23 protein-coding genes, 1 pseudogene and 1 other annotated feature are annotated in these 26,643 nt (G+C 45.7%); of the genes and pseudogenes, 19 read left to right on the top strand and 5 right to left on the bottom strand.

Translation table 11 applies throughout. The features are described 5' to 3' along the window. Positions 1–158: 158 nt before the first annotated feature. Positions 159–842, bottom strand: coding sequence for a VTT domain-containing protein (locus OIM03_05330; GenBank protein HJI73697.1), 684 nt, complete (start codon positions 840–842; stop codon positions 159–161). Positions 843–1,225: 383 nt separating this feature from the next. Beyond that, positions 1,226–1,416 (top strand) — a binding site (T-box leader). A gap of 42 nt (positions 1,417–1,458) precedes the next feature. Between OIM03_05330 and OIM03_05335 the strand changes: the two genes are divergently transcribed. From OIM03_05335 to citC, 3 genes are all read left to right on the top strand, one after another. Then, positions 1,459–4,116 (top strand): valine--tRNA ligase, encoded by a 2,658-nt coding sequence (locus tag OIM03_05335; protein HJI73698.1) that lies wholly within the window; start codon positions 1,459–1,461, stop codon positions 4,114–4,116. Positions 4,117–4,281: 165 nt separating this feature from the next. Then, positions 4,282–5,619, top strand: coding sequence for a bifunctional folylpolyglutamate synthase/dihydrofolate synthase (locus OIM03_05340; GenBank protein HJI73699.1), 1,338 nt, complete (start codon positions 4,282–4,284; stop codon positions 5,617–5,619). Positions 5,620–5,843: 224 nt separating this feature from the next. Further along, positions 5,844–6,932, top strand: coding sequence for a [citrate (pro-3S)-lyase] ligase (citC, locus tag OIM03_05345; protein ID HJI73700.1), 1,089 nt, complete (start codon positions 5,844–5,846; stop codon positions 6,930–6,932). 58 nt (positions 6,933–6,990) lie between these two features. On the opposite strand, the gene OIM03_05350 is transcribed toward citC, so the two are convergent. Then, entirely contained in the window at positions 6,991–7,554 is a 564-nt protein-coding gene (locus tag OIM03_05350; GenBank protein ID HJI73701.1) for a hypothetical protein, read from the bottom strand. A gap of 158 nt (positions 7,555–7,712) precedes the next feature. Here OIM03_05350 and OIM03_05355 point away from each other — a divergent pair. From OIM03_05355 to OIM03_05405, 11 genes and pseudogenes are all read left to right on the top strand, one after another. Then, positions 7,713–8,472 (top strand): annotated as a pseudogene (locus OIM03_05355) (NAD-dependent protein deacylase). A gap of 315 nt (positions 8,473–8,787) precedes the next feature. After that, positions 8,788–10,092 carry an ammonium transporter gene (locus OIM03_05360; protein ID HJI73702.1) on the top strand — a complete coding sequence of 435 codons (1,305 nt, stop codon included), beginning with the start codon at positions 8,788–8,790 and terminating at the stop codon, positions 10,090–10,092. Between the two features lie 10 nt (positions 10,093–10,102). Then, positions 10,103–10,474 (top strand): P-II family nitrogen regulator, encoded by a 372-nt coding sequence (locus OIM03_05365; protein HJI73703.1) that lies wholly within the window; start codon positions 10,103–10,105, stop codon positions 10,472–10,474. A 679-nt stretch (positions 10,475–11,153) separates the two neighbouring features. Then, on the top strand, positions 11,154–12,599 hold the full coding sequence (gene cysS, locus OIM03_05370; GenBank protein HJI73704.1) for a cysteine--tRNA ligase: 1,446 nt from the start codon (positions 11,154–11,156) through the stop codon (positions 12,597–12,599). Between the two features lie 82 nt (positions 12,600–12,681). After that, entirely contained in the window at positions 12,682–13,059 is a 378-nt protein-coding gene (locus OIM03_05375) for a ribonuclease III (GenBank protein ID HJI73705.1), read from the top strand. After that, positions 13,046–13,927 (top strand): 23S rRNA (guanosine(2251)-2'-O)-methyltransferase RlmB, encoded by an 882-nt coding sequence (gene rlmB, locus OIM03_05380; GenBank protein ID HJI73706.1) that lies wholly within the window; start codon positions 13,046–13,048, stop codon positions 13,925–13,927. Before OIM03_05375 ends, rlmB begins: the two co-directional genes overlap by 14 nt. Positions 13,928–13,930: 3 nt before the next feature. After that, a complete protein-coding gene (locus tag OIM03_05385; GenBank protein HJI73707.1) occupies positions 13,931–14,443 on the top strand; it encodes an NYN domain-containing protein in 513 nt (170 codons plus the stop codon). A 191-nt stretch (positions 14,444–14,634) separates the two neighbouring features. Further along, positions 14,635–14,871, top strand: a complete 237-nt coding sequence (gene secG / locus OIM03_05390) for a preprotein translocase subunit SecG (protein HJI73708.1) — start codon at positions 14,635–14,637, stop codon at positions 14,869–14,871. Between the two features lie 117 nt (positions 14,872–14,988). Further along, on the top strand, positions 14,989–17,025 hold the full coding sequence (gene rnr / locus OIM03_05395) for a ribonuclease R (protein ID HJI73709.1): 2,037 nt from the start codon (positions 14,989–14,991) through the stop codon (positions 17,023–17,025). A gap of 40 nt (positions 17,026–17,065) precedes the next feature. Beyond that, complete coding sequence (gene smpB / locus OIM03_05400) at positions 17,066–17,536, top strand: SsrA-binding protein SmpB (protein HJI73710.1); 471 nt, start codon at positions 17,066–17,068, stop codon at positions 17,534–17,536. Positions 17,537–17,549: 13 nt separating this feature from the next. Continuing rightward, positions 17,550–18,485 (top strand): hypothetical protein, encoded by a 936-nt coding sequence (locus OIM03_05405; protein HJI73711.1) that lies wholly within the window; start codon positions 17,550–17,552, stop codon positions 18,483–18,485. A 101-nt stretch (positions 18,486–18,586) separates the two neighbouring features. Here OIM03_05405 and OIM03_05410 read toward each other — a convergent pair whose 3' ends face one another. Both OIM03_05410 and OIM03_05415 read right to left on the bottom strand, forming a co-directional pair. After that, positions 18,587–19,132 carry a GerMN domain-containing protein gene (locus OIM03_05410; GenBank protein HJI73712.1) on the bottom strand — a complete coding sequence of 182 codons (546 nt, stop codon included), beginning with the start codon at positions 19,130–19,132 and terminating at the stop codon, positions 18,587–18,589. Positions 19,133–19,142: 10 nt separating this feature from the next. Further along, positions 19,143–20,264, bottom strand: a complete 1,122-nt coding sequence (locus tag OIM03_05415) for an N-acetylmuramoyl-L-alanine amidase (protein HJI73713.1) — start codon at positions 20,262–20,264, stop codon at positions 19,143–19,145. Positions 20,265–20,630: 366 nt separating this feature from the next. Here OIM03_05415 and OIM03_05420 point away from each other — a divergent pair, with 366 nt between their 5' ends. From OIM03_05420 to pyrE, 5 genes are all read left to right on the top strand, one after another. After that, the gene (locus OIM03_05420) at positions 20,631–21,524 is read left to right on the top strand and encodes a polysaccharide deacetylase family protein (protein ID HJI73714.1); all 894 of its coding nucleotides are present in this window, start codon (positions 20,631–20,633) and stop codon (positions 21,522–21,524) included. Positions 21,525–21,551: 27 nt separating this feature from the next. Next, positions 21,552–22,499, top strand: a complete 948-nt coding sequence (locus OIM03_05425) for a phosphodiester glycosidase family protein (GenBank protein ID HJI73715.1) — start codon at positions 21,552–21,554, stop codon at positions 22,497–22,499. Between the two features lie 11 nt (positions 22,500–22,510). Continuing rightward, positions 22,511–23,455 carry a hypothetical protein gene (locus OIM03_05430; GenBank protein ID HJI73716.1) on the top strand — a complete coding sequence of 315 codons (945 nt, stop codon included), beginning with the start codon at positions 22,511–22,513 and terminating at the stop codon, positions 23,453–23,455. 247 nt (positions 23,456–23,702) lie between these two features. Next, entirely contained in the window at positions 23,703–24,443 is a 741-nt protein-coding gene (pyrF, locus tag OIM03_05435) for an orotidine-5'-phosphate decarboxylase (protein HJI73717.1), read from the top strand. After that, positions 24,440–25,030 carry an orotate phosphoribosyltransferase gene (gene pyrE, locus OIM03_05440; protein HJI73718.1) on the top strand — a complete coding sequence of 197 codons (591 nt, stop codon included), beginning with the start codon at positions 24,440–24,442 and terminating at the stop codon, positions 25,028–25,030. Before pyrF ends, pyrE begins: the two co-directional genes overlap by 4 nt. A gap of 63 nt (positions 25,031–25,093) precedes the next feature. On the opposite strand, the gene OIM03_05445 is transcribed toward pyrE, so the two are convergent. Next, entirely contained in the window at positions 25,094–26,224 is a 1,131-nt protein-coding gene (locus OIM03_05445; GenBank protein ID HJI73719.1) for a nitronate monooxygenase family protein, read from the bottom strand. Between the last annotated feature and the right edge of the window lie 419 nt (positions 26,225–26,643).

Here is a 26,643-nt window from a genome sequence, read left to right on the forward strand (position 1 = left end):
AATCCTATAAGTCTGATATGAATCTATGAATATTATACAATACCTATGAAAATTTTTCGTCTAATTTCTGAAAGATGCATTTTTATCCTTATCAGTAATTGGAGTGAAATATTTCATCGTCTAAAAAAAGGCCCGCAAAAAACAGCAGGCCTTTTTAATTAAACTTCGTCACAATGTCTTTTCTTATGCCAGCGGTGTACAGCACAAATACCGATAACAAGAAGCAGCATGAGTACAAATCTGACGCCATGTTTGGAGAAATAAATCAAGTCATGTCCCAGGAGAACTTCAATGAGGACAGAAGGAATCTTCCCGATCAGGGTTGCCTTTAAATGTTCTTTGATGGAGAGCTTGCTGAGAACAGCAAGCGCAGTAATCAGAATATTAGGAGAGTAAGGAATGGATCTTGCCAGAGCCATATTCTTCACGCTGCCGTATTTGTCCAGCTTGGTAAGCATATGCTTCTGTTCGATAAATTCACGTGCTTCTTTCCTGAAGAATACGCGTCCTATGTGGTAGCTCAGCTCTATTCCGATAACCTCGCCAAGATAAGAGACAAGAAGTCCTGGAATTAGTCCGAATAATGCACCGTTAATTGTCAAAAATGGGATGGTTGGGATGCAAAAAATGTTGCAAAAAACAAGCAGCCCCAGACTTACGGCAAATGCTCCGTAGCCAAAGGATGATATATATTCTGACAGGCCATTAATGTCACCAGCCATCGTTAGAGATACCGTATGATAGTAAAATTCGGGGTAGTAGGTTTTCACAATGAAAAACGATACCGCGCAGATTAGGATCAGTCCGATAAGTCCAAGAACCTTCTTAAGTTTATCGATCATGGTTTATCCTTATGCTGTATTTGTAGAGGACAGTTCTGATTTGCCAGTCTGATAAAATAAGGCGAATGCCATTTTGCCTGAAGCTTAACTTGAAAGCAGGGGGCTGTGATGCACCGGCATATGACTGGCAAGATATATAAAAACTTGTATTATTATTTTTAGCAGGAATAGTCAGTTATAGAAAAAGACTCTGCAAAACTATTACACCATTTATATATTATATTACATCTAAGACAGAGTTTCCAATTTACATAGATATCTATGTAAATGATTTTAAGCAGTATTTTTCTGATGATGCGGAAACATATCAATTGTCTTATCCCGCTTCTCATGGTAAGAATATTCTTGCATAAAGAAATAAATCCTGCTATTATATACCATATATAAAAGCTGTGAAGGGAAGAAGTCGTGGATTTCTTTACAGAGAGCCATTGGTGCTGGAAAATGGCAGGAAAGAATCGATAAGTCACCCCGGAGCTGACTCTAAGTCCGCCGCGCACGTTACGCGCTAATGAGAGATCATTTTTTAATGATTATTTAGGTGGTACCGCGGAAGCACTCTTTCGTCCTATAGATGGATGGAAGAGCTTTTTTATTTTAACAGGAGTTGAAAAACATGGCCGATTTAAAAGATCAAAAGCTGGACAAGTATGATCCAAGCGAAATTGAACAGGGTTGGTATCAGTATTGGGAAGATCATGGCGTTTTTCATGATGAACCGGATCCGGAGAAAGAACCGTACAGCATCGTTCTTCCGCCGCCGAACGTTACCGGCCAGCTTCACATGGGACATGCCCTTGATAACACACTGCAGGATATTCTTATCCGTTACAAGAGAATGCAGGGATATAACGTACTCTGGCTGCCGGGCAAGGATCATGCAGGCATAGCAACTCAGGTTAAGGTCGAAAAGCAGATCGCTGAAGAAGGCCTCAACAAGTATGATCTCGGCCGTGAAAAATTCCTGGAACGCGTCTGGCAGTGGAAAGAGAAGTTTGGAAACCGTATCGGCCTTCAGATCAGAAGACTGGGTTCTTCCTGCGACTGGCAGAGAGAACGTTTCACGATGGATGATGTCTGTGCGCGTGCAGTAAGGGAAGTTTTCGTATCCTTGTATGAAAAGGGCCTGATTTATCAGGGATTCAGGATTACCAACTGGTGCCCGAGATGCCAGACTGCCCTTTCTGATATCGAAGTAGAACATGAGGATGAAGTCGGACATCTCTGGTATTTCAATTACCCGATCGTCGGTGAAGACGGATATGTCCAGATTGCAACGACACGTCCTGAAACAATCCCGGGAGATACAGCCGTTGCTGTCAATCCAAGCGATGAAAGATATGCCCATCTTGTAGGCAAGAAGGTAAAACTTCCGACAACAGACCGTGAAATTCCGATCATTGCTGATGATTATGTAGATATGGCATACGGCACAGGCTGCGTCAAGATTACTCCGGCGCATGACCCGAACGACTTCGAAGTGGGAAGCCGCCACAATCTTGAGACCATCGTCATCATGAACAAAGACGGCACGATGAACGAGAAGTCCGGCAAGTACAACGGCATGGACCGTTATGAAGCAAGAAAAGCCATCGTTCAGGATCTGAAGGATGCCGGCCTCCTGGTAAAGATTGAAGAAACAAAGCATGCTGTCGGACACTGCTCCCGCTGCAAGACGATCGTAGAACCGATGACAACCAAGCAGTGGTTCGTCAAGATGAAACCGCTTGCCGGCCCGGCCATGGAAGCTGTTACATCCGGCAAGACTAAGTTTGTTCCGGAACGTTTCTCCAAAACATACATCCAGTGGCTTGAAAATATCCATGACTGGTGCATTTCCAGACAGCTCTGGTGGGGCCACAGAATTCCGGTATGGTACTGCGACGACTGCGGCGAAGTAAGCGCATCCCGCACGGATCTGACAAAGTGCCCGAAATGCGGAAGCGAACATATTCATCAGGACCCGGATGTCCTTGATACCTGGTTCTCCTCTGCACTCTGGCCGTTCTCGACAATGGGCTGGCCGGAACAGACACCGGTTCTCAAGCAGTGGTATCCGACATCCACAATGGTTACCGGCTATGACATCATTTTCTTCTGGGTTGCCAGAATGATGTTCATGTCTATGGAATTCATGCATGAGATTCCGTTCAAGTACGTATTCATTCACGGCCTCGTCAGGGATTCCCAGGGCAGAAAGATGTCCAAGTCCCTTGGCAACGGCATCGATCCGCTTGAAGTCATTGAAAAATACGGCGCTGATGCACTGCGCTTCACCCTCGTTACCGGAAACACACCGGGCAACGATATGCGCTTCTACTATGAGAGAGTAGAAGGAAACAGAAACTTTGCCAATAAGCTCTGGAACGCTACGAAGTTCACACTGATGAACCTGGATGACTATGACAAGGATTTCGTTCCGTCCAAAGATCAGCTGACACTGGCAGACAAGTGGATTCTTGACCGCCTTGCTTATACAGAAGATTATGTAAGCAATAACCTCGATAAATTCGAACTGGGTGAAGCTGCAGACAGCATTTACAATTTCGCATGGAACTATTTCTGCGACTGGTACATTGAAACCGCAAAAGCCCGTCTCTATGGCGAACACAATGATGACAGAAAAGTCACGCAGTATGTCCTTGTTTACACACTGACACGCATGCTCGCCCTGCTGCATCCGTTCATGCCGTTCATTACAGAACACCTCTGGCAGCATCTGCCGCATGAAGGAGAAACACTGGCAAGAGCTCCATGGCCGAAGGCTGATGAAAACTTAAGATTCCCGGTTGAATCTGAACAGTTTGACCGCATCATGGATGCCATCAAAGCAATCCGCAATATGCGTGCAGAAGCCAATGTAGCGCCAAACAAGCAGTGCCATATCCAGAATGTTGTTCTTCGTGATGACCTGAAGAAGTGCCTTGAAGAAAATAAGGGATACTTCGAAAAGCTGGCTCATGTTGAAAAGATGGATATCCTGCCGGCAGATGCAAACAAGCCTGAAAATGCGCTGACTGCAGTCGTTACAGGCATGGAAATCTATCTGGAACTGAAGGGCCTGATTGATACTGCCAAGGAAAAGGAAAGAATCGAGAAGAGCAAAGCCTCTCTTGAAAAGGAAATTGCCAGAACATCCGGCAAACTCAATAACAAGGGATTCCTTGCCAAAGCTCCGGAAGATGTTGTAAAGAAGGAACAGGACAAACTGGCAGAATTCGAAGAAAAGATGAAATCTTTGAATGAACGCCTTGCCTTCCTTGAAAACCTTTAATCAATGATTGACACTAACACTGCCTCTTGGGAATACCGACTGGCAGTGTTATGGTGTCTTATTCAGAGAGTATAAAGCATTACAGCAGGCAATGATTTTCTTTCGACTTTATTTATTTCAATCCGGAAGGGATGATTCAGATCCACGGCCGGAAAAGGAGAATCGATGAATTATCAGGAATCAGTAACTTACTTGGAACAGGCTGCTTCTTTCGGCATTAAGCCGGGCCTTGAGCGCATTCAGGCAATTCTGGAAAAGCTTGGACATCCGGAAACAGCTTACAGGACAATCCATGTAACAGGAACAAATGGCAAGGGCAGCGTTGTTGCCATGATTACCAGCGTTCTGGAAAACGCACAGCTGAAAATAGGAAGATATGTATCACCGCACCTGATCGACTACACGGAACGCATCTATGTAGGCGGCCACGACGTGACGAGGGAAACTTTTGCAAAAGCGGCGACTGTTGTCAAAGAAGCGGCCGATCAGGTTATTGCTGAAGGCGTTGAAACTCCGACTGAGTTTGAACTGCTGACAGCTATGGCCTTCTGGATCTTCCGTGAAGAAAAGGTAGATTATGCGGTTGTCGAAGTGGGTATGGGAGGACTTTATGACTCCACCAATGTCATTCTTCCCGTCGTCTCAATCATTACGAATGTGGCAATGGATCACATGAAATATCTGGGAAATACCTTGGAAGAAATCGCCCATCAGAAAGCCGGCATCATCAAGACGGGAATCCCCGTAGTCACTGCTGCGCAGCATGTTGCCTTGAAGAAACTCAAGAAAGAAGCTCATGAAAAAGGCTCCAGAATCTACTTCTACGGGAGAGACTTTGAAATTGATTCCAGAAGCAAATGGAAAAACGGACAGGTTGTTGTCGTCAAGAGAAAAGACATGCCGAAGGAACTGGAAAAGAGTCTGCTTTTCGTTCCTTTTGTCGGTGCGCATCAGGCCGTCAATGCAGCCGTTGCCACGATGGCACTTTCTGTTGTCATGAAGCAGGATGACCGCATCAATGAAAATGATTTGAGAGAAGGCCTGGCAAGAAGCCAGTGGAAGGGACGCTTTGAAATCCATGATGTCAATGGTGTTACCTATGTCATGGACGGTGCCCATAACCCGGCAGGCGCGGAAGCTCTTGGTGAAGCTTTGGATGAACAGTATCCTGGAAAACGCAGGATTTTCGTATTTGCCTCCCTGGCAGATAAAGATACGGAAACCGTTCTCCAGCTCCTGGTACGCAAGGGTGATATGGTATTTGCATGTGAAGCACCAACACCGAGAACACGCAAGGCAGAAGAAATCGGAACCATGCTTGAAGCACAGAAAATCAAAGCTGAGTTCAAGGCAGAACACAGTGTAAATGAAGCACTTTCCGATGCTGCCGCTGCCGCTGGCGAAAACGATATCGTCATGATCTGCGGATCCCTGTATATCCTGGGAGATGCAATCCGCTTTATTGAGGAAAAAGAAGCATCCGCGGCCGAAGAGACTAAATAACGACCGCAATAAAAAGCTGTGAATATGAACAATCATTTTTCACAGCTTTTTTATTGCATATCCATCAAAATACACATATTTGATTTAGTAATCATCAAATGATAAATAATCATCATTATTTTGCCGCTGATTCCCTTATGTGCTATAATACTTATATAAAAATAGTAAATAGTATACTCTTGTTATGATATGTCGAGTATTATTTCAAATAAAGGAGCTGTCAAATGATTACAGAACGTGAAATCTTCTTAACGAATCCAGATGAAAAGGCTGCAGTCATAGAATTTTTAAATGGATTTGGACTTACCTTTACAGGCAATATCGATTATACAATGGGACTTTTTGAGGACGGAAAGCTGATCGGGACAGGCTCACTCGGCGGCAGAGTCATGCGTGATATTGCCATCAGCAAAGATTACCAGAAGAAGGGGCTGACAAGAAGAATCATCCGCAACCTTCAGGGGGAATCATACCGCCGTGGAATTACAGGAAATCAGATTTTCACAAAACCTGCCAATGTACCGGTCTTTGAGCATATGGGATTCAAATGCGTCGCTGTCGCTGAACCATATGCAGCGCTTCTTGAACATGGCACGGATACACTGGAGGATTACCTGGGAAGAGTACGCGCTATCCTTGGCTCTGGCGAAGGCAAGAACCGCGGCGCTATTGTCATGAACTGCAATCCTTTCACATTAGGCCACAGGAGCCTTGTCGAATATGCTCATAACAACTGCGATGAAGTCATCATCTTTGCTGTCAGGGAAGACAGGAGCGTATTCCCGTTCTCCGACAGATTTTCCCTTCTTAAGCAGGGCGTAAGGGATATGAAGGGCGTAGAAGTCATCAGCGGCGGAGACTATATTATTTCCAATGCTACATTCCCGACATACTTCATTAAAGGTACCGATGAACTTGCTGCCCAGACAAAGCTGGATGCAACAGTCTTTGCAACCAGGATTGCCCCGGCCCTCAACATCAGCGTCAGATTTGTCGGGGAAGAACCTACAGATAAAACAACACTTGCTTATAATAAGGCAATGAAAGAAGTGTTCAACGAAAGCGGCATCGAGCTGAAGGAAATCCCCAGAGAGCAGAAGGGAAATCAGATCGTATCTGCTTCAACCGTCAGAAAGGCACTTGCTGAAGATGACTGGGAAACGGTATACCGCATGGTTCCGAAGACGACACTTGTTTACCTGAAGAGTGATGCAGGACAGGAAGTCATCCGCCGCATCAAGATGATGGACAAGATCAAGAAGATGGAAGCAGAAGAGGCGGCAAAGAAGACAGAACCGGAAAAAGAAAAGTAATATTGGTCAATAAAAAAGGAGGGCTCTTTCGGGCTCTCCTTTTTATTATTCATTCAGATTATTTCAATCCGAGTTCATCCTTGTGCTCAGTCATGCCGTCAATGCAGGCCTGCATGACAACATTCTGGTCAAGACCCAGCATCTCAAAGCCTTTCTTGATGACGTCACGATTGCATCCGGCAGCAAATCTTTTATCCTTGAATTTTTTCTTCAGGCCTTTGACATCCATGCCTGTAATGCCTTCAGGACGCATAAGGGCATATGCATGAACGACACCTGTCAATTCATCGACCGTAAAGAGACTTTTTTCAATGTCAGTCGTCGGAATGACTTCATCCGTGCATAATCCATATCCATGAGAAATGATTGTCTTGATATCATCCTCATCGACACCTTCGGGGGCCAGGAATTCTCTGACATGATGGCAGTGCTCATTCGGGTATTTTTCATAGTCTACGTCGTGAAGATAACCGATTGCTTCCCAGTGATCCTTGTCACCGCCGTAAATGGCAGCCATAGCGCCCATAGCAGCGCTGACGGCAGCTGCATGAGTGAAAAGATGATCCTCTGTCGTGTATTTCGGCAGTATTTCCTTTGCTTTTGCTAACGTTAACTGACCCATAAAGAACCCTCCTTAAAATGCAGGCTTTAAAATTTTGAATTATAATAAACAATAGAACAAAGAACGCTGTGTGTCAATGCTTTGAGACGTATAATCCAGGGGAAAGGCTGCCCGGATAAGACTTTCAAAATTATCATGTAAGAGAGGAGAGAGGAGAAATGGCTGAAGAGAATAGCAGTATTGAAAAGCTGGCGGAGATGATAAAAGATCACCAGCATATTGTCTTCTTTGGCGGAGCAGGTGTTTCTACGGAATCTGCAATCCCGGATTTTCGCGGCAAGAACGGATTGTATCATCAGAAGGTAAGCGAGAAATGGTCTCCGGAAGAAATGCTTTCCCACTATTTTTACAGGGAGCATCCGGAATTGTTTTTCACTATGTACAAGAAAATGGCGGAAACGATCAGCCGGGCAAAGCCTAATGCGGCGCACAGGGCATTGGCAGAGCTTGAGAAGATGGGAAAACTCTCCGGTGTCGTTACTCAGAATATTGACGGGCTCCATCAGAAAGCGGGGAGCAGGAATGTAGTGGAACTTCATGGCTCCACGCTTTACAATACCTGCGAAAAATGCAGAAAGCAGTATGATCTTCCTGAATTCATCTCCCGCTCAAATCCAGTGCCGCATTGTGACTGCGGCGGCATCATAAAGCCGGATATAGTGCTTTATGATGCCGCCGCTTGATATCAATGCCATCGATGATGCAGTATGGCTCATACGCGGCGCAGATATGCTGATCATCGGGGGAACCAGTCTTGCCGTCTATCCTGCTGCAGGATTTATCAATGAGTTCAGTGGGGATGCACTGGTCATTATCAACAGGGATGCTACATCCAAAGATAACGCTGCTGATCTTGTCTTCCGGGATAATATAGGGGAAGTCCTGGGAAATGCTGTCAGGATTCTCAAGGGAGAATGATTGCGGAAAGATATTGAATTTATGATATGGGCTTGTTTTTTGAAAAAAGGCAGGCTATAATAAGAAACATAATTTTACATATGGTGATGGGGCCCGCATACGATACGTATGCGGGCTTTTCGCTTTTGGGAGGTGGGAATTGTGATAACATTCATTTTGGGCGGAATTGGTTCTAAGAATGGAAGAAATTATAAAGCGTATGTGCATACGGGATATCGACAGTGAGTAAAATCCGGATAATGAATAATTTTATAGATGGCAAAGATGTCATGACGAAGACTGCGTCATGATTTTTTTATTGGAGGGAATCTATATATGAAAAAGTATCTTATACCCCTGGCACTTCTTTTAATGACACCAGGGGCTGCCCTGGCAGCAGATGGAGAAAGCGCCCTGAACGGGGCGGACACTGCTTACGTAGCAATAGCTGCGCTTCTGGTCCTGATCATGACGCCGGCGCTGGGATTTTTTTATGGCGGCCTCGTAAGAAGAAAGAATACAATCAATACAATCATGATGCCCATGATATGCCTGGCAATCTTCACAGTGCAGTGGTTCCTCTACGGGTATTCCCTGTCTTTCGGACCGGATGTTGGTGGCATTATCGGAAATCTTGACTGGGCATTCTTCAAGAATGTGGGCATGGCAGCCGAACCGGAGTATTCTGAAACGATTCCGCATATACTCTTCGCTTTGTTCCAGATGGCATTTGCTATCCTGACACCGGCAATCATAAGCGGCGGAATTGCTGAAAGAATGAGATTCCCTGCTTACTGCCTGTTCGTTCTTCTTTGGGGGACTCTGGTTTATGATCCGATGGCCCACATGGTCTGGGGCGTGGGCGGCCTGATCCGCAATATGGGAGGACTTGATTTTGCAGGTGGAACGGTTATCCATGTAACTTCCGGATTCTCCGCACTGGCTGCTGCTGTTATCATTGGAAAAAGAAGAGGATACGGAATCCTGACCATGCATCCCCATAATATCCCCTATGTATGCCTTGGAGGCAGTTTCTTATGGCTTGGCTGGTTTGGGTTCAACTCCGGTGCAGCTCTCAATGCTTCAGATGTCATGGCGCAAGCTCTGGCTAACACGGGCATTGCTTCCTGTTCGGCTGGATTGGTCTGGGTGCTGATTGAACAGATCCTTCATAAAAAGATGACGGCACTGGGTCTCATGACGGGCATCCTGACCGGGCTGGTAGGCATTACACCGGCAGCCGGATTCGTCGATGCTTCCGCCTCTTTCCTGATCGGTATAACAACTCCTCTTGTCTGCTACTTCTTTGTTTCCTATGTAAAGGCAAAACTTGGATATGATGATACGCTTGATGCATTTGGCTGCCATGGCGCAGGCGGCGTATGGGGTGCATTGATGACTGGCGTATTCTGCACGAAGGCAGTCAATCCTGCCGGGGCTGACGGACTTCTTTACGGAAATCCGGCCCAGATGATTCCGCAGATTACAGGAATTGTTACAGGTATTATCGTTGCCGTTGTCATGACTGTATTGATTCTGAAGATTCTTGGCGCATTCATGCAAATCCGCGCAACTGCTTCTGAAGAAGCACAGGGGCTTGACCTGATCGACCATGGTGAACGCGCTTATTTCAAGTTATAAGGAGCATGCTATGAGTGAAGAAAAGAAAATATACAAGGTGGATGCAGTGATTCGTCCGGAAAAACTGGAGGAATTAAAAGATAAACTTTACGAAATTGGTGTTACGGGAATTACAGTGACCGAAGTCTATGGGTGCGGCCTGACCAGAGGGCAGGAGGAAATTTACAGAGGAAGCGTACTCTATGTGAATCTTCTTCCCAAAATCAAAGTGGAAATCGTCATCTATGAAACGCCGCTTGATACATTGATCGATACCATCCGCGGCGTCTGCAATACAGGGCATGTTGGGGATGGAAAGATTTTCGTCTCTGAATTGTATACAGCGGTCAAAATACGTACAGGAGAAAGAGGCGGCGCAGCCATTATCGATGATAAGGCCTAGGAACGCGGACAAATTTATTTATTCCTCAACTGGCATATTTGATGTCATTTTCAGCACGGAAAAAGGGAATTGACGATTCGGCTGTATTGCCGTATCTTATCCCTCTTTTGCTGTTGACAGCTTTGGCGTATTGCATCTATAATGATAAATAAGCATCACAGGTCTGTGGCTGAAAATCGATGGCAGTCGCAGCCAAAACGATCCACGTAACGCAGAAAAAATTTCTGCTGAGCATGGTGCGGTTTAGAAGTAAGTCCTGCCGGTAAACCGAGAGGGTTAGTAGTGAGAGGGAACACCGGGTAGCGAAAGCTCCAGCAGGCGAGTGTGGGGTCAAAAGCCAGGTCAGCTGTGGATGCTTATTTAAAAAAGTCATATGGGCGATGAACAAAAGAAGTACCTCAGGTTTGTCATACAGAGAGGGCAGGAATCGGTGAAACTGTCTTGATTAAACGGAGCGAAATGCATTTGTGAGCTGAAAAGGGGAAACGTAGTATCCTTTTCCGTATGTTTGCGATAAAAACATTTTGAGCGGCTTATGCCGACAGAGTGGATAACGGGCTACCGTCTCTGTGAGGCGGTGGTTTTTTAATGGAAGCTGGCAGACAGTTCAATTAAAAGAAAGCAGTGTCTCACTGGTATTAAGGGCTGCGGATCCCAAATAGTCATTGGAGGAATTTTTATGGAAGAAATCAAAGTTTATAACACACTGACAAAGGAGAAAGAAGTTTTCAAGCCGATCACTCCTGGTGAAGTCAAGATTTATGTCTGCGGAGTAACGCCATACAATCATCCGCATATCGGAAATGCGCGTCCGGCAGTTACATGGGATATCATCCGCCGTTATCTTGAATACATCGGCTACAAAGTAAAATTCGTACAGAATTTCACGGATGTCGATGATAAGATCATCAATAAAGCGAATGCAGAAGGCACCGACTGGAAGACAATTTCCGACCGTTACATTGATGCATATTTCAAGGTCATGGATGCGCTGCATGTACGTCGTGCAGACGTTTATCCGAGAGTTTCCGATCATATGGATGATATCATTCATATGGTGGAAGAACTGATCAAGAACGGACATGCCTATGTTTTAGGCGGCGATGTTTATTATGACATTTCCACATTCAAGGACTATGGCAAATTGTCCGGAAGAAAAGTGGAAGATATGCTCGCCGGTGCCCGCATTGAAGTCAACGATGAAAAGAGAAACCCGGGCGACTTTGCCCTGTGGAAAGCAGCAAAACCGGGTGAACCGTTCTGGGAAAGCCCGTGGGGTAAGGGAAGACCGGGCTGGCATATTGAATGCTCTGCCATGTCTACCCACTATCTGGGAAACACCATCGACTTCCATGGCGGCGGATCCGATCTTATTTTCCCGCATCATGAAAATGAAATCGCCCAGTCCGAAGGATGCACAGGCTGCCATTTCGTCAATTACTGGCTGCACAATGGATTTATTACTATTAACTCTGAAAAGATGAGCAAGTCTCTCAATAACTTCTTCCTTGTGAAGGATGTCCTTGAAAAGTATTCCGGAGATGCCCTCCGTTTCTTCCTCCTGTCTACTCATTACAGAAGCCCGCTTGACTTCTCCGATGACCGTCTGGAAGAAGCAGAAAAGAACATGGACAAGCTGAAAGATGTCATTGCCCGCATCAAGGAAATGTCCTCCATGGAAGGCAGCGAAGAAACAGAAGCTTCCAGGAAACTTGCTGAAGCAGCAGATCATGCCATGAAGGTATTCCATGAAGCCATGGATGATGATTTCAATACAGGCCTCACAACCGGTGCCATGTTTGAACTGGCAAAGGCAATCAATGTATATTACAACGAAGTACATGCAGGCACTGCATTCAACAAGGAAGCTGCTGATAAAGCAGGACAGACATTCAAGACAATTCTCGACGTCCTTGGCATTCTGGAAAAGGAATGGAAGAAAGAAGAAGCCTATGACGACAAAGACTATAATGATCTCATGAATGTCCTTCTTGAAATCAGACAGTCGGCAAGAAAAGCCAAACAGTATCAGATTGCTGATGAAATCCGCGACAAGCTTGGCGAAATCGGTATTGTGATTGAAGATACTCCGACGGGAGCAAGGTGGAAAAAACGTGGAGTTTAAAAGAGTCCTCTTTTTAAAAAAACAGATGACGCGCAAAATAGGAAAGGCATCTCCTGCTCTTAGTGAGCAGGAGGTTTTTTCCATGGATGCGCTGACACTGGCCTATATCGGCGACGTATGCTGGTCTTTCTTCATCAGGAAAGCTTTGATTGATACAGGAATTTATAATGTTCAAATTTTAAACAGCCTGGCTTCTGAAATGGTATCGGCCAAATGGCAGAGCCGTATTCTCTTTGATATCATGGAACTTCTGTCAGACAGGGAGCTCAAGGTCTGCAAACGTGCAAGAAATACACATTCCAATGTGCCGAAGAGTGCAACTGTCGAGGAATATCGCGAATCGACAGCTTTTGAAGCTCTGATCGGTTATCTGTATCTTTCAGGCCAGACGGATCGACAGAATTTTATCATGGACAGGGGACTGCGCTTTTTAGCGGAGGAAATGAATGATGAAGGATAAAAGAGCATCTCATACAACCAGGGAAAAGAATTCCTCGTATAAGCAGAACAAAGACACCGGCAGAAACGAAAAGCGTCCGAAGAGCATGCAGGCTAAAAGGAGAAATCCCGTTCAGCACAGGGGAGAAAGGAAGCCTGATATTGATACTTCCCTTATGACATACGGAAGAAACAGTGTCATGGAATTTCTGCGTGCCGGAAAGGTCAGGCAGATTTATCTTAAAAGCGGCAGACATGATGAAAGGCTTCAGGAAATCCTTGAAGAAGCCAAGTTGCGTGCTGTCCCGATAAAGGAAGTGGAGGAAGAAGAACTTGACTCCATGTCCAGCGGTGTTGTCCATCAGGGAATCGCTGCACTTCTCTTCCCCTATGAGTATCAGGATATGAACGCTGTCATTAAGAAATGGGAAGGAAAAGATCCGATTTTCATTCTTCTTGACGGAGTGGAGGATGTCAGGAATTTAGGCGCCATTGTCCGCACGGCTGAATGCGCCGGTGCTGCCTGCGTGCTTCTGCCGAATCATAAAAGCTCTCCTGTCACAGCGGCCGCTATGAAAACAGCGGCAGGCGCTTTTGCCTATCTTCCTGTCTGCAGGATCGGAAACATACAGCAGACGCTGAAGTATCTGAAAGAACAGGGCTTCTGGGTTGTGGGAACAGACATGGACGGGGAAAGCTTGTATTACGAAGCCAACCTCAAAGGGCCTCTTGTCATTGTCATGGGTGCGGAAGGAAAAGGGATGAGCCCTCTTACACGCAGGATGTGTGATTTCTGTGTCCGTATCCCTATGAGAGGAAAGGTCTCGTCACTGAACGTTTCCGTGGCGGCGGCTTTATTGCTGTATGAGGCGGTAAAACAGAGGAATTAAATCATGAGAGATCTCTATCTGGTTGATGGATATAATGTGATATTCTGGGTGCCGGATGTATTTGGCAGAGATGATCTGGAATCCAGCCGGAAAAAGCTGATCGACCTTCTTCAGGATTACGGAGCCCATAACAATATAGAAATGATTGTTGTGTTTGATGGCATGGGCACATCGACAAAAGTGAAGAAGGAAGTATTGTCGGATTCTTTTACCATTATCTTTACTCCGAGCAGGATGACGGCAGACAGCTATATAGAAAAGGAATCGTATATCAGGCGGAATGAATACAGGTCTATTTACGTTGTCACTTCTGACGGGCCTGAACAAAGCCAGGTCCTGGGAAACGGATCCTACCGCGTGGCTGTTGATGACTTGATGTGGTCCTTGAAGCATGACAAGAAGGACCAGCATACATTCATCAAAAAGAATAATCAGACAAACCAAAGAAGCGAAATAGGACATTCACTTCCTCCATCCGTTCAGGAAAAACTTGATAAACTCAGAGGCAAAAAATAGACGGAAGTGCTTCCGGCTATGATCATGCACTATGGGAAACAATACGTTGTATTTTTAACCGGGATTATAGTGTTGGTATTGACCCGCATGCAAGAGTAGTATAAAATAAAAGTTAATGTTAGGTTTATTATCTTAAGAAGGGCCATGTCTGCTTTTAGGCAATGAAAAGCGGATATAGAGGAGGATTTACAGTGAAGTACTTTTTAATCGGAACTACATTATTGGTATCCATTTTATTGATTGTCGTTGTTGTTGCCCAGGAGTCCAAACAGCCGGGCATGGGTTCAGCTATCGGCGGCGGTGCTGAAGCAGTAGCAGGCGGCAAGACCAGAGGCAAGGATGCAGTTCTCTCTAAGTTTACTGTGGTATTTGGCATTATCTTTGCGGTGCTCTGCCTCGTACTTGGGAGATATATGAATACTTTCTGATTGATGAAAAGAGGCTTGCATAAACTGCAGGCCTTCTTTTTATTCACAGGAAAATATTCCGGCCTGGATAACGGATAAGCGAAGTATAAAGTGCGGTTTGGATAATTGGAGAGAAGAATGGAAAAGACAGAGAAATTAGTTTATAAGCCAGGTGTAACGCTTGAGGGGATTTATAAGGCATATAGTCCGCGTTTTGGTTTTCTCATTACAGATGATGAGCATGAAGACATTTATATCGGTGAAGATAATCATCTGAACGCTGTCAATAACGACAAAGTCGAAGTGAAGACGATCAAGGGCGAGACCGGAAGGCATAATACGGAAGGCCGCATTACCCGTGTCATTGAAAGAGCAAATGATACATTTGTATGCACGTATGAAATGCTGAAAGACGGCGGAGAGGCTGTACCGATTGATGAAAAGGTCGATATGGTCATTGAAATTCCAGAAGGCCAGGAAATGGAAGCAACAACTGGCGCAAGGGTCATCGTTGAAGTAACGGAATGGCCGGGAAAATGGACAGATGCAAAAGGCCATGTCACAGAAGTTATCGGCTATGAAGGGGACAAGGGCCTTGATATCGATATCATCATTGCCCAGCACAGGCTGCCGCATGTATTCTCCGATGAACTCATGAAGGAAGCCGATGCGCTGCCGCGTGAAGTTGTTCCGGAAAATGGCGTAGCAGATTTCAGGGACCTTCCTATCGTTACCATCGACGGACCAGATTCCAAGGATCTTGACGATGCGGTATACTGTATCCGCAAGGAAAACGGTCATTTTGAACTGGGCGTTCATATTGCCGATGTATCGCGGTACGTAAAAAAGGGAATGCTCCTTGATGAGGAAGCTTACAGACGCGGAAACAGCGTGTATCTGGCAGACCGCGTGATTCCTATGCTCCCGTTCCAGCTGTCCAATGATCTTTGCAGTCTGAATCATGACGAAGACCGCTATGCGATGTCCTGCGTCATGGATGTGGATCAGAACGGAAATGTTCACACAGAGAAAATCACGCCATCCATGGTCCGCGTGGCACGCCGCTGCAATTATCCTGAAATAAACAAAGCGTTTGAGGAAGGAATTGAACCGGATGATCTGAAACCGTTCCTTCCGATGCTGAAGGATCTTAAAGCCTGTGCTGACTGCCTGCGCAAAAACAGATCCGAGCGCGGCGCATTGAATTTTGACTTTCCTGAATACAAGGTAGTGCTCGATCTTGACGGAACGCCCCTGCGTATCGAAAAACGCATCAGAGGCGCTGCCAAGATGATGATTGAAGATGCTATGATTGCGGCTAACGAAGCTGTTGCGCGTTTCCTTGAAAAGACAGGAAACACATCAGTATACAGAGTCCATGACCATCCGGATGAAGAAAAGCTTAATGCACTGAAACGGCTGGTATCCATTATGGGACTTCCCATTCATATCCCGGAAGATCCCACGCCAAAGGATATACAGAAGCTTCTTGAAAGTGTAGAAGGCGAAGACATCGAGCCTGTCGTACAGGTAATGACGCTCCGCTCACTGCCGCAGGCATGCTATAAGACGGAGAATGCCGGCCATTTCGGTATCGCAAGCAAGTGCTATACCCATTTCACTTCACCGATCCGCAGATATCCTGACCTCATGGTTCACAGGCTGATCCGTCAGGCACTGAGCGAGCAGCTCAAGAAAAATCAGCTCAAAGCGCAGACAGATTTCCTGGTAAGAGCCTGCGATCACTGTTCTGAAACAGAGCAGAATGCAACACAGACCGAAAGAGATGTCGATGATCTGAAGATGACAGAATATATGATTCCTTTCGTAGGGGAACCATTCGATGCCCATATCACAGGCATTACACATTTCGGCATATTTGTAGGACTTGATAATGGTGTTGAAGGACTGATCCATATCGATACCATGGAAGATGATGAATACGTCTATCAGGAAGACAGCATGACGCTCAAAGGCCGTTTCTCCGGAAAGACATATTCCATGGGCATGCCCGTCAGGGTAACGCTGGTCAAGGCGGACAAGGAAAGAAAAGAAGTCGACTTCTTCATGGGAGAAATCCATTCACCGCTGAACCTTGAGAAAAAAGTCAGATCATCCTCAAAATCACATTCCAAAAAGGGAAAGAAAAACAAGAAATCCAAAGGAAGAAGGTAATCTCATAAGGATTGCCAGATAAAATATCCAGGAGGCGAGTATGGACGGAAGCAAGAATGCACCGCCTATTGTGAGTAATCGGCAGGCGTATCATAATTATTTCATTCATGATACTTATGAATGCGGAATCGCGTTGACTGGGACAGAAGTAAAATCGATCCGGGCCGGAAAAGTAAACCTGAGGGACAGTTTTGCAAGAATCCAGAATGATGAAGTATATTTATGGAATGCGCATATCAGTCCGTATGAACAGGGAAATATATTTAACCATGATCCGCTCAGGACCAGGAAGCTGCTTCTGCATAAGAAGGAAATCATGAAAATTGAAATGCAGCTTAAGACAAAGGGATATACACTGATACCGCTTAAAATGTACTTCAGGCATGGAAAGGTCAAAGTGGAGATCGGAACTGCTACAGGCAAAAAGCTGTATGACAAGCGGCAGGATATGGCGGCAAAAGCTGCAAAGCGGGATTTAGACAGAAGAATTAAAGAACAGAGATATGACTAGAAGGGATTAGAAAATGGACGAAAACAATAACCGCAAAGGACATTCCTATACATCGAAAGGCCCTCGCGGGAAGCGCGATTTTTCCAAGCGCGGCCATGGGAAGCCAGGATTCTCCGGCGGCAGGGGAGCAGGACACGGCAAGGACTTCAAGGACGGGAAACGGGAATTCCGCAGGAAACTGGAACCCGGTGTTGAATTCATAGACAGAAAACTTGGGGTCGGCATTGTACGCAAGGTTTCCGAGGATGGAATCACCGTAGTCTTTGGCGATCTTGAAAAAGTCATTCCCCGCAGAAAACCTGAAGACAGGAAGCCGGGAGGAAGATTTGCCGATAAGGACAGAAGAGGCGCTAGATTCGAAAAGAGCGGCAGACCTCAGCTGAAGAGAACAAATGCGAAGGGTGAACCGATTGAGAAGAAAATATTCTCATTCGATCCGGGCGAAATGAAGCCTGCTCCGGTGAAAAAGGAAGAAAAAGACCAGCAGCTTATTGGTCTCGTTGTCATTGACGATGTCCTGGGAAAGGGAACGGTCAGCCGTATTACTGAAAGAGGTACTTATGTGACCTATGAAGCCACGGGCGAACACGTTATGTATCCGACCGGACTTCCTCAGAAGCTCCTGCACTCTGCTTCTCCTTCCACTAAAAAATCGAAGAAAGATACAGTGCCCAAGGGCAAGGGAAGAACGTATACAGTACCGGAAGGGGAAACAAGGAAAGAGAAAGCTGCACCAAGCACAGGCTCTCCCAAGGAAACCAGACATGGAAATACCGTATACTTCGAACTTGGAATCGGAACACTTGTCCATTCTCCTGTTTATGGAAACGGAAAGATCTCTGAAATAGGAAGCGGCCGCCTGACTGTTGCCTTTGACAGCGGGGATCAGGAATTCAGATATCCGCAGGCATTTGCAGACGGTGAGATAGCAGTAATCACAGAAGAATAATAAAAAACTGGCGCCAGATCCGGACGCCAGTTTTTTTGCGAATTAGTAAAGGTTGTGAAGGCACTTAAAAATCAGGGCATCGATTAGAGATGCCCTGATTTTTAAGTCTTGGTCTGCTGGATGTAACTTTCGTCTCTCATGAACTGCTTGGTCATATCCATCTGGAACTGGAGCGGTTTTCCTTCTGCCCGGAATTCCACGCGTTTTATATTGGGGAATTCAGTCAGCGTATCAACCGTCATTGCAATGAAAAGGGATTCCGATGTTCCGCCTTTGATCTGGTTGACCTCACCCGTGAAGTTGGCGATAGCCGTTCCGTCCTGAATGGAGAGGTCTTTCAGATGAGTTCCGGCAGGGATGAACGGATACTTGGCTTTCCTGTCATACCTGATCATCTCCTCGACTGCATTCTTGGCTGTATGATCTTCCGCTTTCACTTTGATGGAAACAGGGAGGATATGAAGAGCATCTTCTGTCGGCCTGTAAAATACGAGTGTCGAAGATTCCTTGGCCGGAATAGATGACGAATTGGCCGATGCGGAAAGAGCTGATGCATTGGAAGCTGGTTTCGATCCGCTGTCAGGGGAACATCCGGCAAGAACCATGGATAAAATGAGCGCTGAAGCTAAGGCTATTTTTTTTCTCATGGGACCTCCTTTATTCTATAGCAGAGAAATAACTTACAAGGCCGTCAAACAGGCTCTGGGCAATGCTCTTTGGCGCCCAGCTCGAAGTCAGCATCTGGACTCTGTGATTGTTTGTAATGAAACCGACTTCCATCAGGACAGACGGCATGGCGGTATGGACATTGACATAAAAGTCATTGGAACGTACGCCTCTGTCCGGGATGGATAAAGAGTTGATGGTTGCCTGATGCATCATTTGCGCCAGAAGCAGATCGTTGGCGCTTTTTCCATTGTAGTAAGCAGTGATTCCGTCAATGCTGGAATTGGCAAAAGAATCAATGTGGATGGATACGAAGGCGTCTGCATGGGCTTCATTAGCGACATCGCAGCGAGCCTGAAGTTCTGTCGTTGCATCAGCCCATGGACCGTAGACATCTTTGTCTGTAGAACGTGTCATGACAACCTTGGCGCCAGCGGATGTCAGAAGATCTCTGAGCGGAAGGGCGATGGAAAGTGTGATGTCCTTCTCATAAATGTCCTTTTTGCCAAGGTGTCCGATAGCACCGGTATCTGTTCCGCCGTGTCCCGGGTCAAGACAAATAATTTTACCCTTCAGGACGCTTTTCGCTTTGTCAGAGACATCATATGTCTTGGCAGAAGGAGCAGCCACGGCAGGTGCTGAAATACCCTTGGCCGGTTTTGTGTAAGTCTGTTTTGCTCCCGGAATCGGTATATCTACGACTAAACGATGAGGCTTGTTCAATTTGCTGTCTGGACGAAGCGCAAACACACGGATGTCATCCATTTTCTGTGATTTGGATAAGGCGACATCCAGGTATGTGTCTCCATCCTTTTCGGACAATGTAGCAAAATCTACTGCCCTTTTATCCATATTGTCAAATTGGGAAGCCGTACCGCCTTTATTGGTATTTCTTAAGATGACCTCTAAGTTTTTGCCGGAATCATCCATTGCGGCTTCTGCATGAACCGCTTTGGATAAATCCATGACGATCCGGACGAATGGCGGATTTCCGTCATTCCTGGATGTCCAGCGGAAATCAGTCAATTGCGCATCCTTTGCCAAAGATGTGGATCCGAACGGTATCAGAAGAAGTACCAAGAGAGGAATAAGTAACTTAAACAGATTCTTCATATTTAATCCTTTCTGGTAATAAACCACGTTCCCGTCATCCGGGATTCATTACTTTCATTTGCGTGACATAATTTATTATAGCACGATTGATGTTGATTCCCAAAAACCAATCTTTAAAAAGAGCCCACGGCATATAGTATTTTACGATTAAATAAGAGTATCCAATATAAAAATATTTCCTGCAGAATCATGCAATTTAGGGAACCTGTTCTGGATTGATAAGGCTGAATATGCAGAGTTTATGGAAAATTTCATGAAAGAATTTTGTTTTATTATTGAATTCGTAGTAAAATGTACTATGTATTGTCAAAATAGGTGTAATGTAAGTTTCAATACCAGAAGGAGACTTAGAAATTGAAGATATCTTTGAAAAGCTGGCAAAAGGCAGCGCTCGTTGCCGCAGCAGCTTTGCTGTCTGTATCCTGTTTTGCTCTGGATGGTTTTAGTGGAAATGCTGCAGGAAAACCTGAAGCTGTCGCAGCATCTACAGTGCCGGCTGCTGCATCTAAAAGTACGGCGGCTTTAAAGCCTGGAGAAGCGGTTGTCCACAGAGGACCTGATGTCAAGTATACGGTTCCCGAAGGCGTCTCTATCCTGATGTACCATATGATCGGGAACCAGTCGGGAAACGCGGCCATTATGAGTGAAGCAAACCTGAGAATTCAAATGAATTATCTTCGTGATCATGGATATCACCCGATTACCATGCAGGAACTGTATGACTATGTCACAAAGGGCGCTCCGCTTCCGGAAAAACCGGTCTGCATCACTTTTGATGATGGATATCTGGACAGTTATACGGTTGTTTATCCTCTGATGAAAGAGTATGGATTCCCATGGACACTCTTCCTTGTTACTGATGACGTGGGCAAGCCTTATAACCGCATGACCTGGGATCAGCTTCGCGAAATGGCAAACAGCCACACCGTTACGATTGCCAACCATACGCTTTCTCATCCAAAACTGCATAATCTTAAGACAAGAGCAGAAAAGGAACGCGAAATCGTAGGTGCCAACCAGGCCCTGAAGTATCAGCTTGGGATAGATAATGTCTGGTTTGCGTATCCGTATGGCGATTATGATGATGAAGTCATTGATGTATGCAAGAAGGCAGGCATCAAGATGGCGGTTACTACAGATGCAGGGCGCGCACATGTAGGCAGCTACCCGTATGAATTAAAACGCGCTTATATCGGAAATGACATTTCACTGGCACGCTTCTCGGAACGCTTGAGTAAGGATAATTATTCTACTGTTTAATGGTTGCAGAAACGTTTAGGAGAGAGAATGAAACGTATTTTTAATAATATTGTTGTAAAGTTCGTCGTAATCACACTTCTGTTTTTCCTGATCACATCGCCGATCGTCGTACTGTTCGGTCCTTTCCCGAATCTGAAGAGAGCCGTAGTCGGTGCGATTATGCGTTCCCGTCATCCGCAGTATATTACCTGGCTGTATAACAAGGATGAACTGAACCAGATTCTCGGGACTGTGACAACGACAGACACGCAGAAGGTTTTCTCGTTCAAGCTTCGTACAGATCCCACTTTGAATTTGAAGAAAATTGAAACGTCAAGATTTGTCGGATACCTTCTTGAAATTCCGAATCCGACGCGCGTTCAGGTGGCGATGGCGGAAGATATCAACGAGAAGGGGGATACGACAAGCAATATTGCAAAGAAGAACAATGCCGTAGCAGCCATTAACGGCGGCGGATTCTATGATCCGAACGGCACGGGGACAGGCAGACTTCCTTACGGATTTATCCTTCATGAAGGAAAGTACCTTTTAGGTCAGCAGGTCGACGATAAGGAAAAGGTCGACTTTGTGGGCCTGACCAAGAGTGGAAACCTGATAGCCGGAAATTACAATAAGAAGCAGCTGCGTGATCTGGGAGCCGTTGAAGGGCTGACCTTCGGACCGCCGCTCATCATCAACGGCGAAAAAGTAATTAAGAATGGCGATGGCGGATGGGGTATTTCACCACGATCTGCTATCGGGCAGAAGAAAGACGGAACCATCATGTTCCTCGTCATTGATGGAAGACAGCCCGGATACAGCATTGGGGCAACACTCGTGGATGCGCAGAATATCATGTACGAAAACGGCGCTTATATTGCTGCCAACCTTGATGGTGGTTCTTCTACCACGCTTTACTATAATGGTAAGGTAGTCAATAAACCTGCCGATCTTTTAGGCGAAAGAATGATTCCTACTGCGTTTATCGTTAAATAAGGAGGAGCAGATTGAAAAATAAAATTACGAAATTCATGATTTGCTTTGCTCTTGGATTAACGGTTCAGGCAGGCGCCTATCTTTATATGGACAGGGTCTTATTTGCACCGCTTGCAAGCGGAGACTACGACATGTCCGATGTAAAGGATAAAGTAGCAGAAGCAGCAGAAAAAGAAGGGAAAAAGACTTTCTCCAAAGTAAACGTCAAGGGGAAAGCATATTATTCTTACGATTACAAGTGCATGGCTGATGTAACAGCTGACTCGGTAACTATTTATAAGGCTGAAGACCTCAGCAATCCACAGAAAGTGGACCTGAAGAATCAGGGAGTATCCTTCTTCGAATGGATGCCTGACCGCAATCTGGCGCTGATGGCATTGTATCCCATTCATTGGAATGGCGGACGATGGGACGTGACGCTGGCCCGTTACAATCCTGAGGGCACGACTCATGAGTCGGATGCACCGATCAGGGATCTTCCGCGTGACGCAAAAATCGTATCCGTTGCTTATTCTACGGCGACCAATGCCGTTTACATGAAGATGGAAGTCGGGAAAGGGCTGTACCGTATTTACCGTACGGATGCCAACTATGATACACGCCGTATTTACGTGCAGACCTCCCATATCGGAAAGATTGCTGTATTCTATGATGAAGACAGACTTTTCTACGACGACAGCCAGAAGGGGATTATGTATACGTTCAACGGCGATGACAGTTCCTGGCGCGTTATTTCTCCTCCGGGCGCCTTCCGCCTCGTAGGTCTTGGTGATGACAAGACAATTTACGCCGCCAAGATCAATTCAAAGGGAGAAGTCATTGCGTATTATACGGGCAAGCTCGGAGTTGGCTTCAAAGAAGTAAAGGCACTCCCGGCACCTGTTGATTTCAACTCTGTCACAGTGCATATGATCCATGAAGCAGCTCTCCAGGCGGCTTCCGCTTCAACAAAATAGTGAAATATGGGCCTCTCTCAGGCAGCAAAAACCGTACCGGCAAAAGTCAAAGCCGGTACGGTTTTTTATTGAGATCTTGTGAGGCAGTATGTGCGGAGAAAGAAAATATCAAAAGAAAATGAATTTATTTTATCAAGATTAAAAATGTGTGCAAAAGAAAATATCCGGAGAAAATTAAGTGTCATTACCGGGTTTAAATGGTATAATGAATCGGATATATATTTATAGTCAGGAAGGGAGAGCGAGCATGGAAGAAGAAAAGGAAATCTATAAAGCGGATGATCGTCTGATCGTAGCGCTTGACGTAGATTCTTTTGACAGTATGAAAGCGCTTGTTGATGAGTTAGGTGATCTGGTTTCCTATTATAAGGTAGGAATGGAACTCTATTACAGTGCCGGCAGCGCAACGATCCATTATTTGAAGGAACACGGGAAAAAGGTGTTCCTGGATCTGAAACTGCATGACATTCCGAATACGGTGGGACACAGCGTCGCTTCCGTTACCAGATTAGGCGTAAATCTTATTACGGTCCATGCTGGAGGCGGAAGAGCTATGATGCAGGCTGCTGCACGCTATGCCAAGATAACCGCCGATGAGTTAGGAGTGGAAAGACCAAAAATTCTGGCAGTAACAGTTCTTACCAGCTTTGATGATAAAGGCTGGCAGGAAATCGGAGGACATTTTCCGATCCAGGATCATGTACTTGAGCTGGCATCCCTTGCCAAAGAGGCAGGCGTTGACGGTGTCGTAGCATCCCCGATGGAAGCAACTTCCATCCGTGAGATGGCCGGAGATGATTTTCTCATCGTTACGCCGGGCATACGTCCTGCATTTGCCCAGACAGATGACCAGAAGCGTATAGCAACGCCATCCCAGGCATTTAAGGACGGAGCTTCAATGCTTGTCATTGGCCGTCCTATTACACAGGCAATTGATCCGAAGGCAGCAACCCGCCTGATTTTAAAAGAGATAAAGGAGAATGCATGATGAACGAGAAGGAAGTAGAAACTTTACTGAAGGAAACCAAAGCTATTTTAGAGGGACATTTTCTTCTGACCAGCGGCCTCCACAGCCCGCTTTATGTAGAAAAATTCAACGTTCTCCAGCATCCTGAATACACAGAAAAACTTTGCAGGGAAATTGCAGAACATTTCAAGGACAAGGGAATCGAAACAGTTATCGGACCGGCTACCGGCGGAATTATCCTCTCGCAGGTCACTGCAAGAATCCTTGGAGTCAGATCCATCTTTACAGAACGTGAAAATGGCAAGATGACACTCAGACGCGGATTTACCATTGCGCCAGGTGAAAAAGTGCTGATTGTTGAAGATATCGTTACCACCGGCAGCTCCATCAAGGAAGTCGTGGATGTAGTCAATAAGGCAGGCGGAGATATCGTAGGCATCGGCCTTCTGGTCAACCGTTCCGGCGGCAAGGCAGACTTTGGAGTTCCGCAGGAAAAAGTATTCCCGCTCCTGAATCTGACAGTTCCGACCTATGATCCAAAAGACTGCCCGCTGTGCAGGGCCGGAGTTCCTCTGACTGAACGCGGAAGCCATCATTTGAAAAAATAATCAGGACAGAAAATCAAAGCAATAAAAAAGCGCCCGGCTCATACCGGGCGTTTTTTATTTTCATTATGCTTGTTTCTTTACCTGTTCAACAGGGATTGTCTTATCAGAAGAATCCTTCGGGATTGTTTCATCAACCGGATCCTGGGTGAGTTCCTGGATCAGATCGTGGACGGTTGTGATTTTGTCAATCTTCCACGAATTAGCACCGGAAAATACCAGACCGTGATCGACATCTCCGCGGACGGCACGAATCAGCGCCATGGAGATGCAGTAGGGGGTAGTAGCCGGATCGCAGGTCTTCAGGCAGTGGAAGCAGTTGGTGACCGGAATTCTGTGCTGGCGGAAAGCTTTGACAAAAGGATTCAGCAGAGCGCGTCCCGGCATATGGACCGGACTCTGAACGATGGTAACATCGCCTTCCTTTGCTTTGACGTACATATTCTTAAAAGCATCAGAAGCATCGCATTCCTTTGTAGCGACAAAGCGTGTAGCCATCTGTACGCCGGAAAGACCCAGCGAGAGGTAGTGTTCGATGTCTTTCTTATCGAAAATGCCGCCGCCGAAAACAACGGGGATTTTCTTGTTGAATTTTTCTTCAAATTCCTTGACTACATCGAGAATTTCTTTGATTTCCTTTTCGTAGCCGTCACTCTCATGCATTTTCACCTGTTCGCGGGTATAGCCGAGATGGCCGCCGGCCTTAGGTCCTTCAATAACAATCATATCGGCTGTGCGATGATGATGTCTTTCCCAAAGACGGAGAATGACGCGTGCTGCCTTCGGGGAACCGATAATCGGTGCGATTTTGGTGGAAGTTCCTTCTACGTAGTCCGGAAGGTCAGATGGAAGGCCTGCACCGGAGAAAATGATATTGGCGCCGTTTTCAACAGCGCAGCGTGCATAGTCTTCGTAATGCTGTCCGCGCCACATGATGTTGACACCGATGATGCCGTCTCCGGCAATCTCGCGTGCTTTTTTCAGCTGCTTGGCGAGAGCTCTCTTGTTGGCCTCGACAGTATTGGTCATGAAGTCTGGTTCATTAAAACCGACCTGGGCAGCGGAAATGACACCAACGCCGCCTTCACGTGCGACTGCCCCGGCGAGACCGGAAAGGCTTACGCCGATTCCCATACCACCCTGGACGATCGGGACTCTGGCGGTTAATTCGCCAATGTGTAATGCGGGTAATTGCATATTATCACTCCTAAAAGATGCAAAAATACTTTCGAAATATATATACAATTAATAGAAATTGTTTAACTTGGTTCAGCGATTAAAACTTGTGTTTTATATTCCGTGTTTATTGTAGTTTATGATAAGAAACGAAATAAGTCAATCATGATATTGAGAAAGAGACTGACATAAAATTAAAACAAAATCAAATATTAGTTTTAATTATTAAAATAAAATTTTCCCTTGAACCGCAGTGGGGCAAGGGAATCTTCTTCCTCCGCTAAGGATGGCATGTCCTCTATATTCAGGAAATCCAGGCAGATGAAAAGCATGCTGCCTGATGACTGTATATCTATTATACAATGAACCCGTTAAAAATTCATCGCGTTATAGCGAGACTTTCTTTAATTCGGAAAAAGGATTTTTCAAGTCATGCAAAA

Source organism: Veillonellaceae bacterium (genome assembly GCA_025992895.1).
Taxonomy (GTDB): Bacteria; Bacillota; Negativicutes; order Veillonellales; family Dialisteraceae; genus Dialister.

Bases quoted from the DNA above. Each gene is read 5' to 3' on its own strand.
- cysS (HJI73704.1), top strand. From the start codon at position 11,154: ATGGAAGAAATCAAAGTTTATAACACACTGACAAAGGAGAAAGAAGTT.
- OIM03_05425 (HJI73715.1), top strand. From the start codon at position 21,552: ATGAAACGTATTTTTAATAATATTGTTGTAAAGTTCGTCGTAATCACA.
- OIM03_05415 (HJI73713.1), bottom strand. From the start codon at position 20,264: ATGAAGAATCTGTTTAAGTTACTTATTCCTCTCTTGGTACTTCTTCTG.
- OIM03_05340 (HJI73699.1), top strand. From the start codon at position 4,282: ATGAATTATCAGGAATCAGTAACTTACTTGGAACAGGCTGCTTCTTTC.
- smpB (HJI73710.1), top strand. From the start codon at position 17,066: ATGGACGGAAGCAAGAATGCACCGCCTATTGTGAGTAATCGGCAGGCG.
- rlmB (HJI73706.1), top strand. From the start codon at position 13,046: ATGATGAAGGATAAAAGAGCATCTCATACAACCAGGGAAAAGAATTCC.
- OIM03_05330 (HJI73697.1), bottom strand. From the start codon at position 842: ATGATCGATAAACTTAAGAAGGTTCTTGGACTTATCGGACTGATCCTA.
- OIM03_05350 (HJI73701.1), bottom strand. From the start codon at position 7,554: ATGGGTCAGTTAACGTTAGCAAAAGCAAAGGAAATACTGCCGAAATAC.
- OIM03_05375 (HJI73705.1), top strand. From the start codon at position 12,682: ATGGATGCGCTGACACTGGCCTATATCGGCGACGTATGCTGGTCTTTC.
- OIM03_05405 (HJI73711.1), top strand. From the start codon at position 17,550: ATGGACGAAAACAATAACCGCAAAGGACATTCCTATACATCGAAAGGC.
- OIM03_05445 (HJI73719.1), bottom strand. From the start codon at position 26,224: ATGCAATTACCCGCATTACACATTGGCGAATTAACCGCCAGAGTCCCG.
- pyrF (HJI73717.1), top strand. From the start codon at position 23,703: ATGGAAGAAGAAAAGGAAATCTATAAAGCGGATGATCGTCTGATCGTA.
- OIM03_05335 (HJI73698.1), top strand. From the start codon at position 1,459: ATGGCCGATTTAAAAGATCAAAAGCTGGACAAGTATGATCCAAGCGAA.
- OIM03_05365 (HJI73703.1), top strand. From the start codon at position 10,103: ATGAGTGAAGAAAAGAAAATATACAAGGTGGATGCAGTGATTCGTCCG.
- OIM03_05360 (HJI73702.1), top strand. From the start codon at position 8,788: ATGAAAAAGTATCTTATACCCCTGGCACTTCTTTTAATGACACCAGGG.
- rnr (HJI73709.1), top strand. From the start codon at position 14,989: ATGGAAAAGACAGAGAAATTAGTTTATAAGCCAGGTGTAACGCTTGAG.
- citC (HJI73700.1), top strand. From the start codon at position 5,844: ATGATTACAGAACGTGAAATCTTCTTAACGAATCCAGATGAAAAGGCT.
- OIM03_05385 (HJI73707.1), top strand. From the start codon at position 13,931: ATGAGAGATCTCTATCTGGTTGATGGATATAATGTGATATTCTGGGTG.
- OIM03_05410 (HJI73712.1), bottom strand. From the start codon at position 19,132: ATGAGAAAAAAAATAGCCTTAGCTTCAGCGCTCATTTTATCCATGGTT.
- pyrE (HJI73718.1), top strand. From the start codon at position 24,440: ATGATGAACGAGAAGGAAGTAGAAACTTTACTGAAGGAAACCAAAGCT.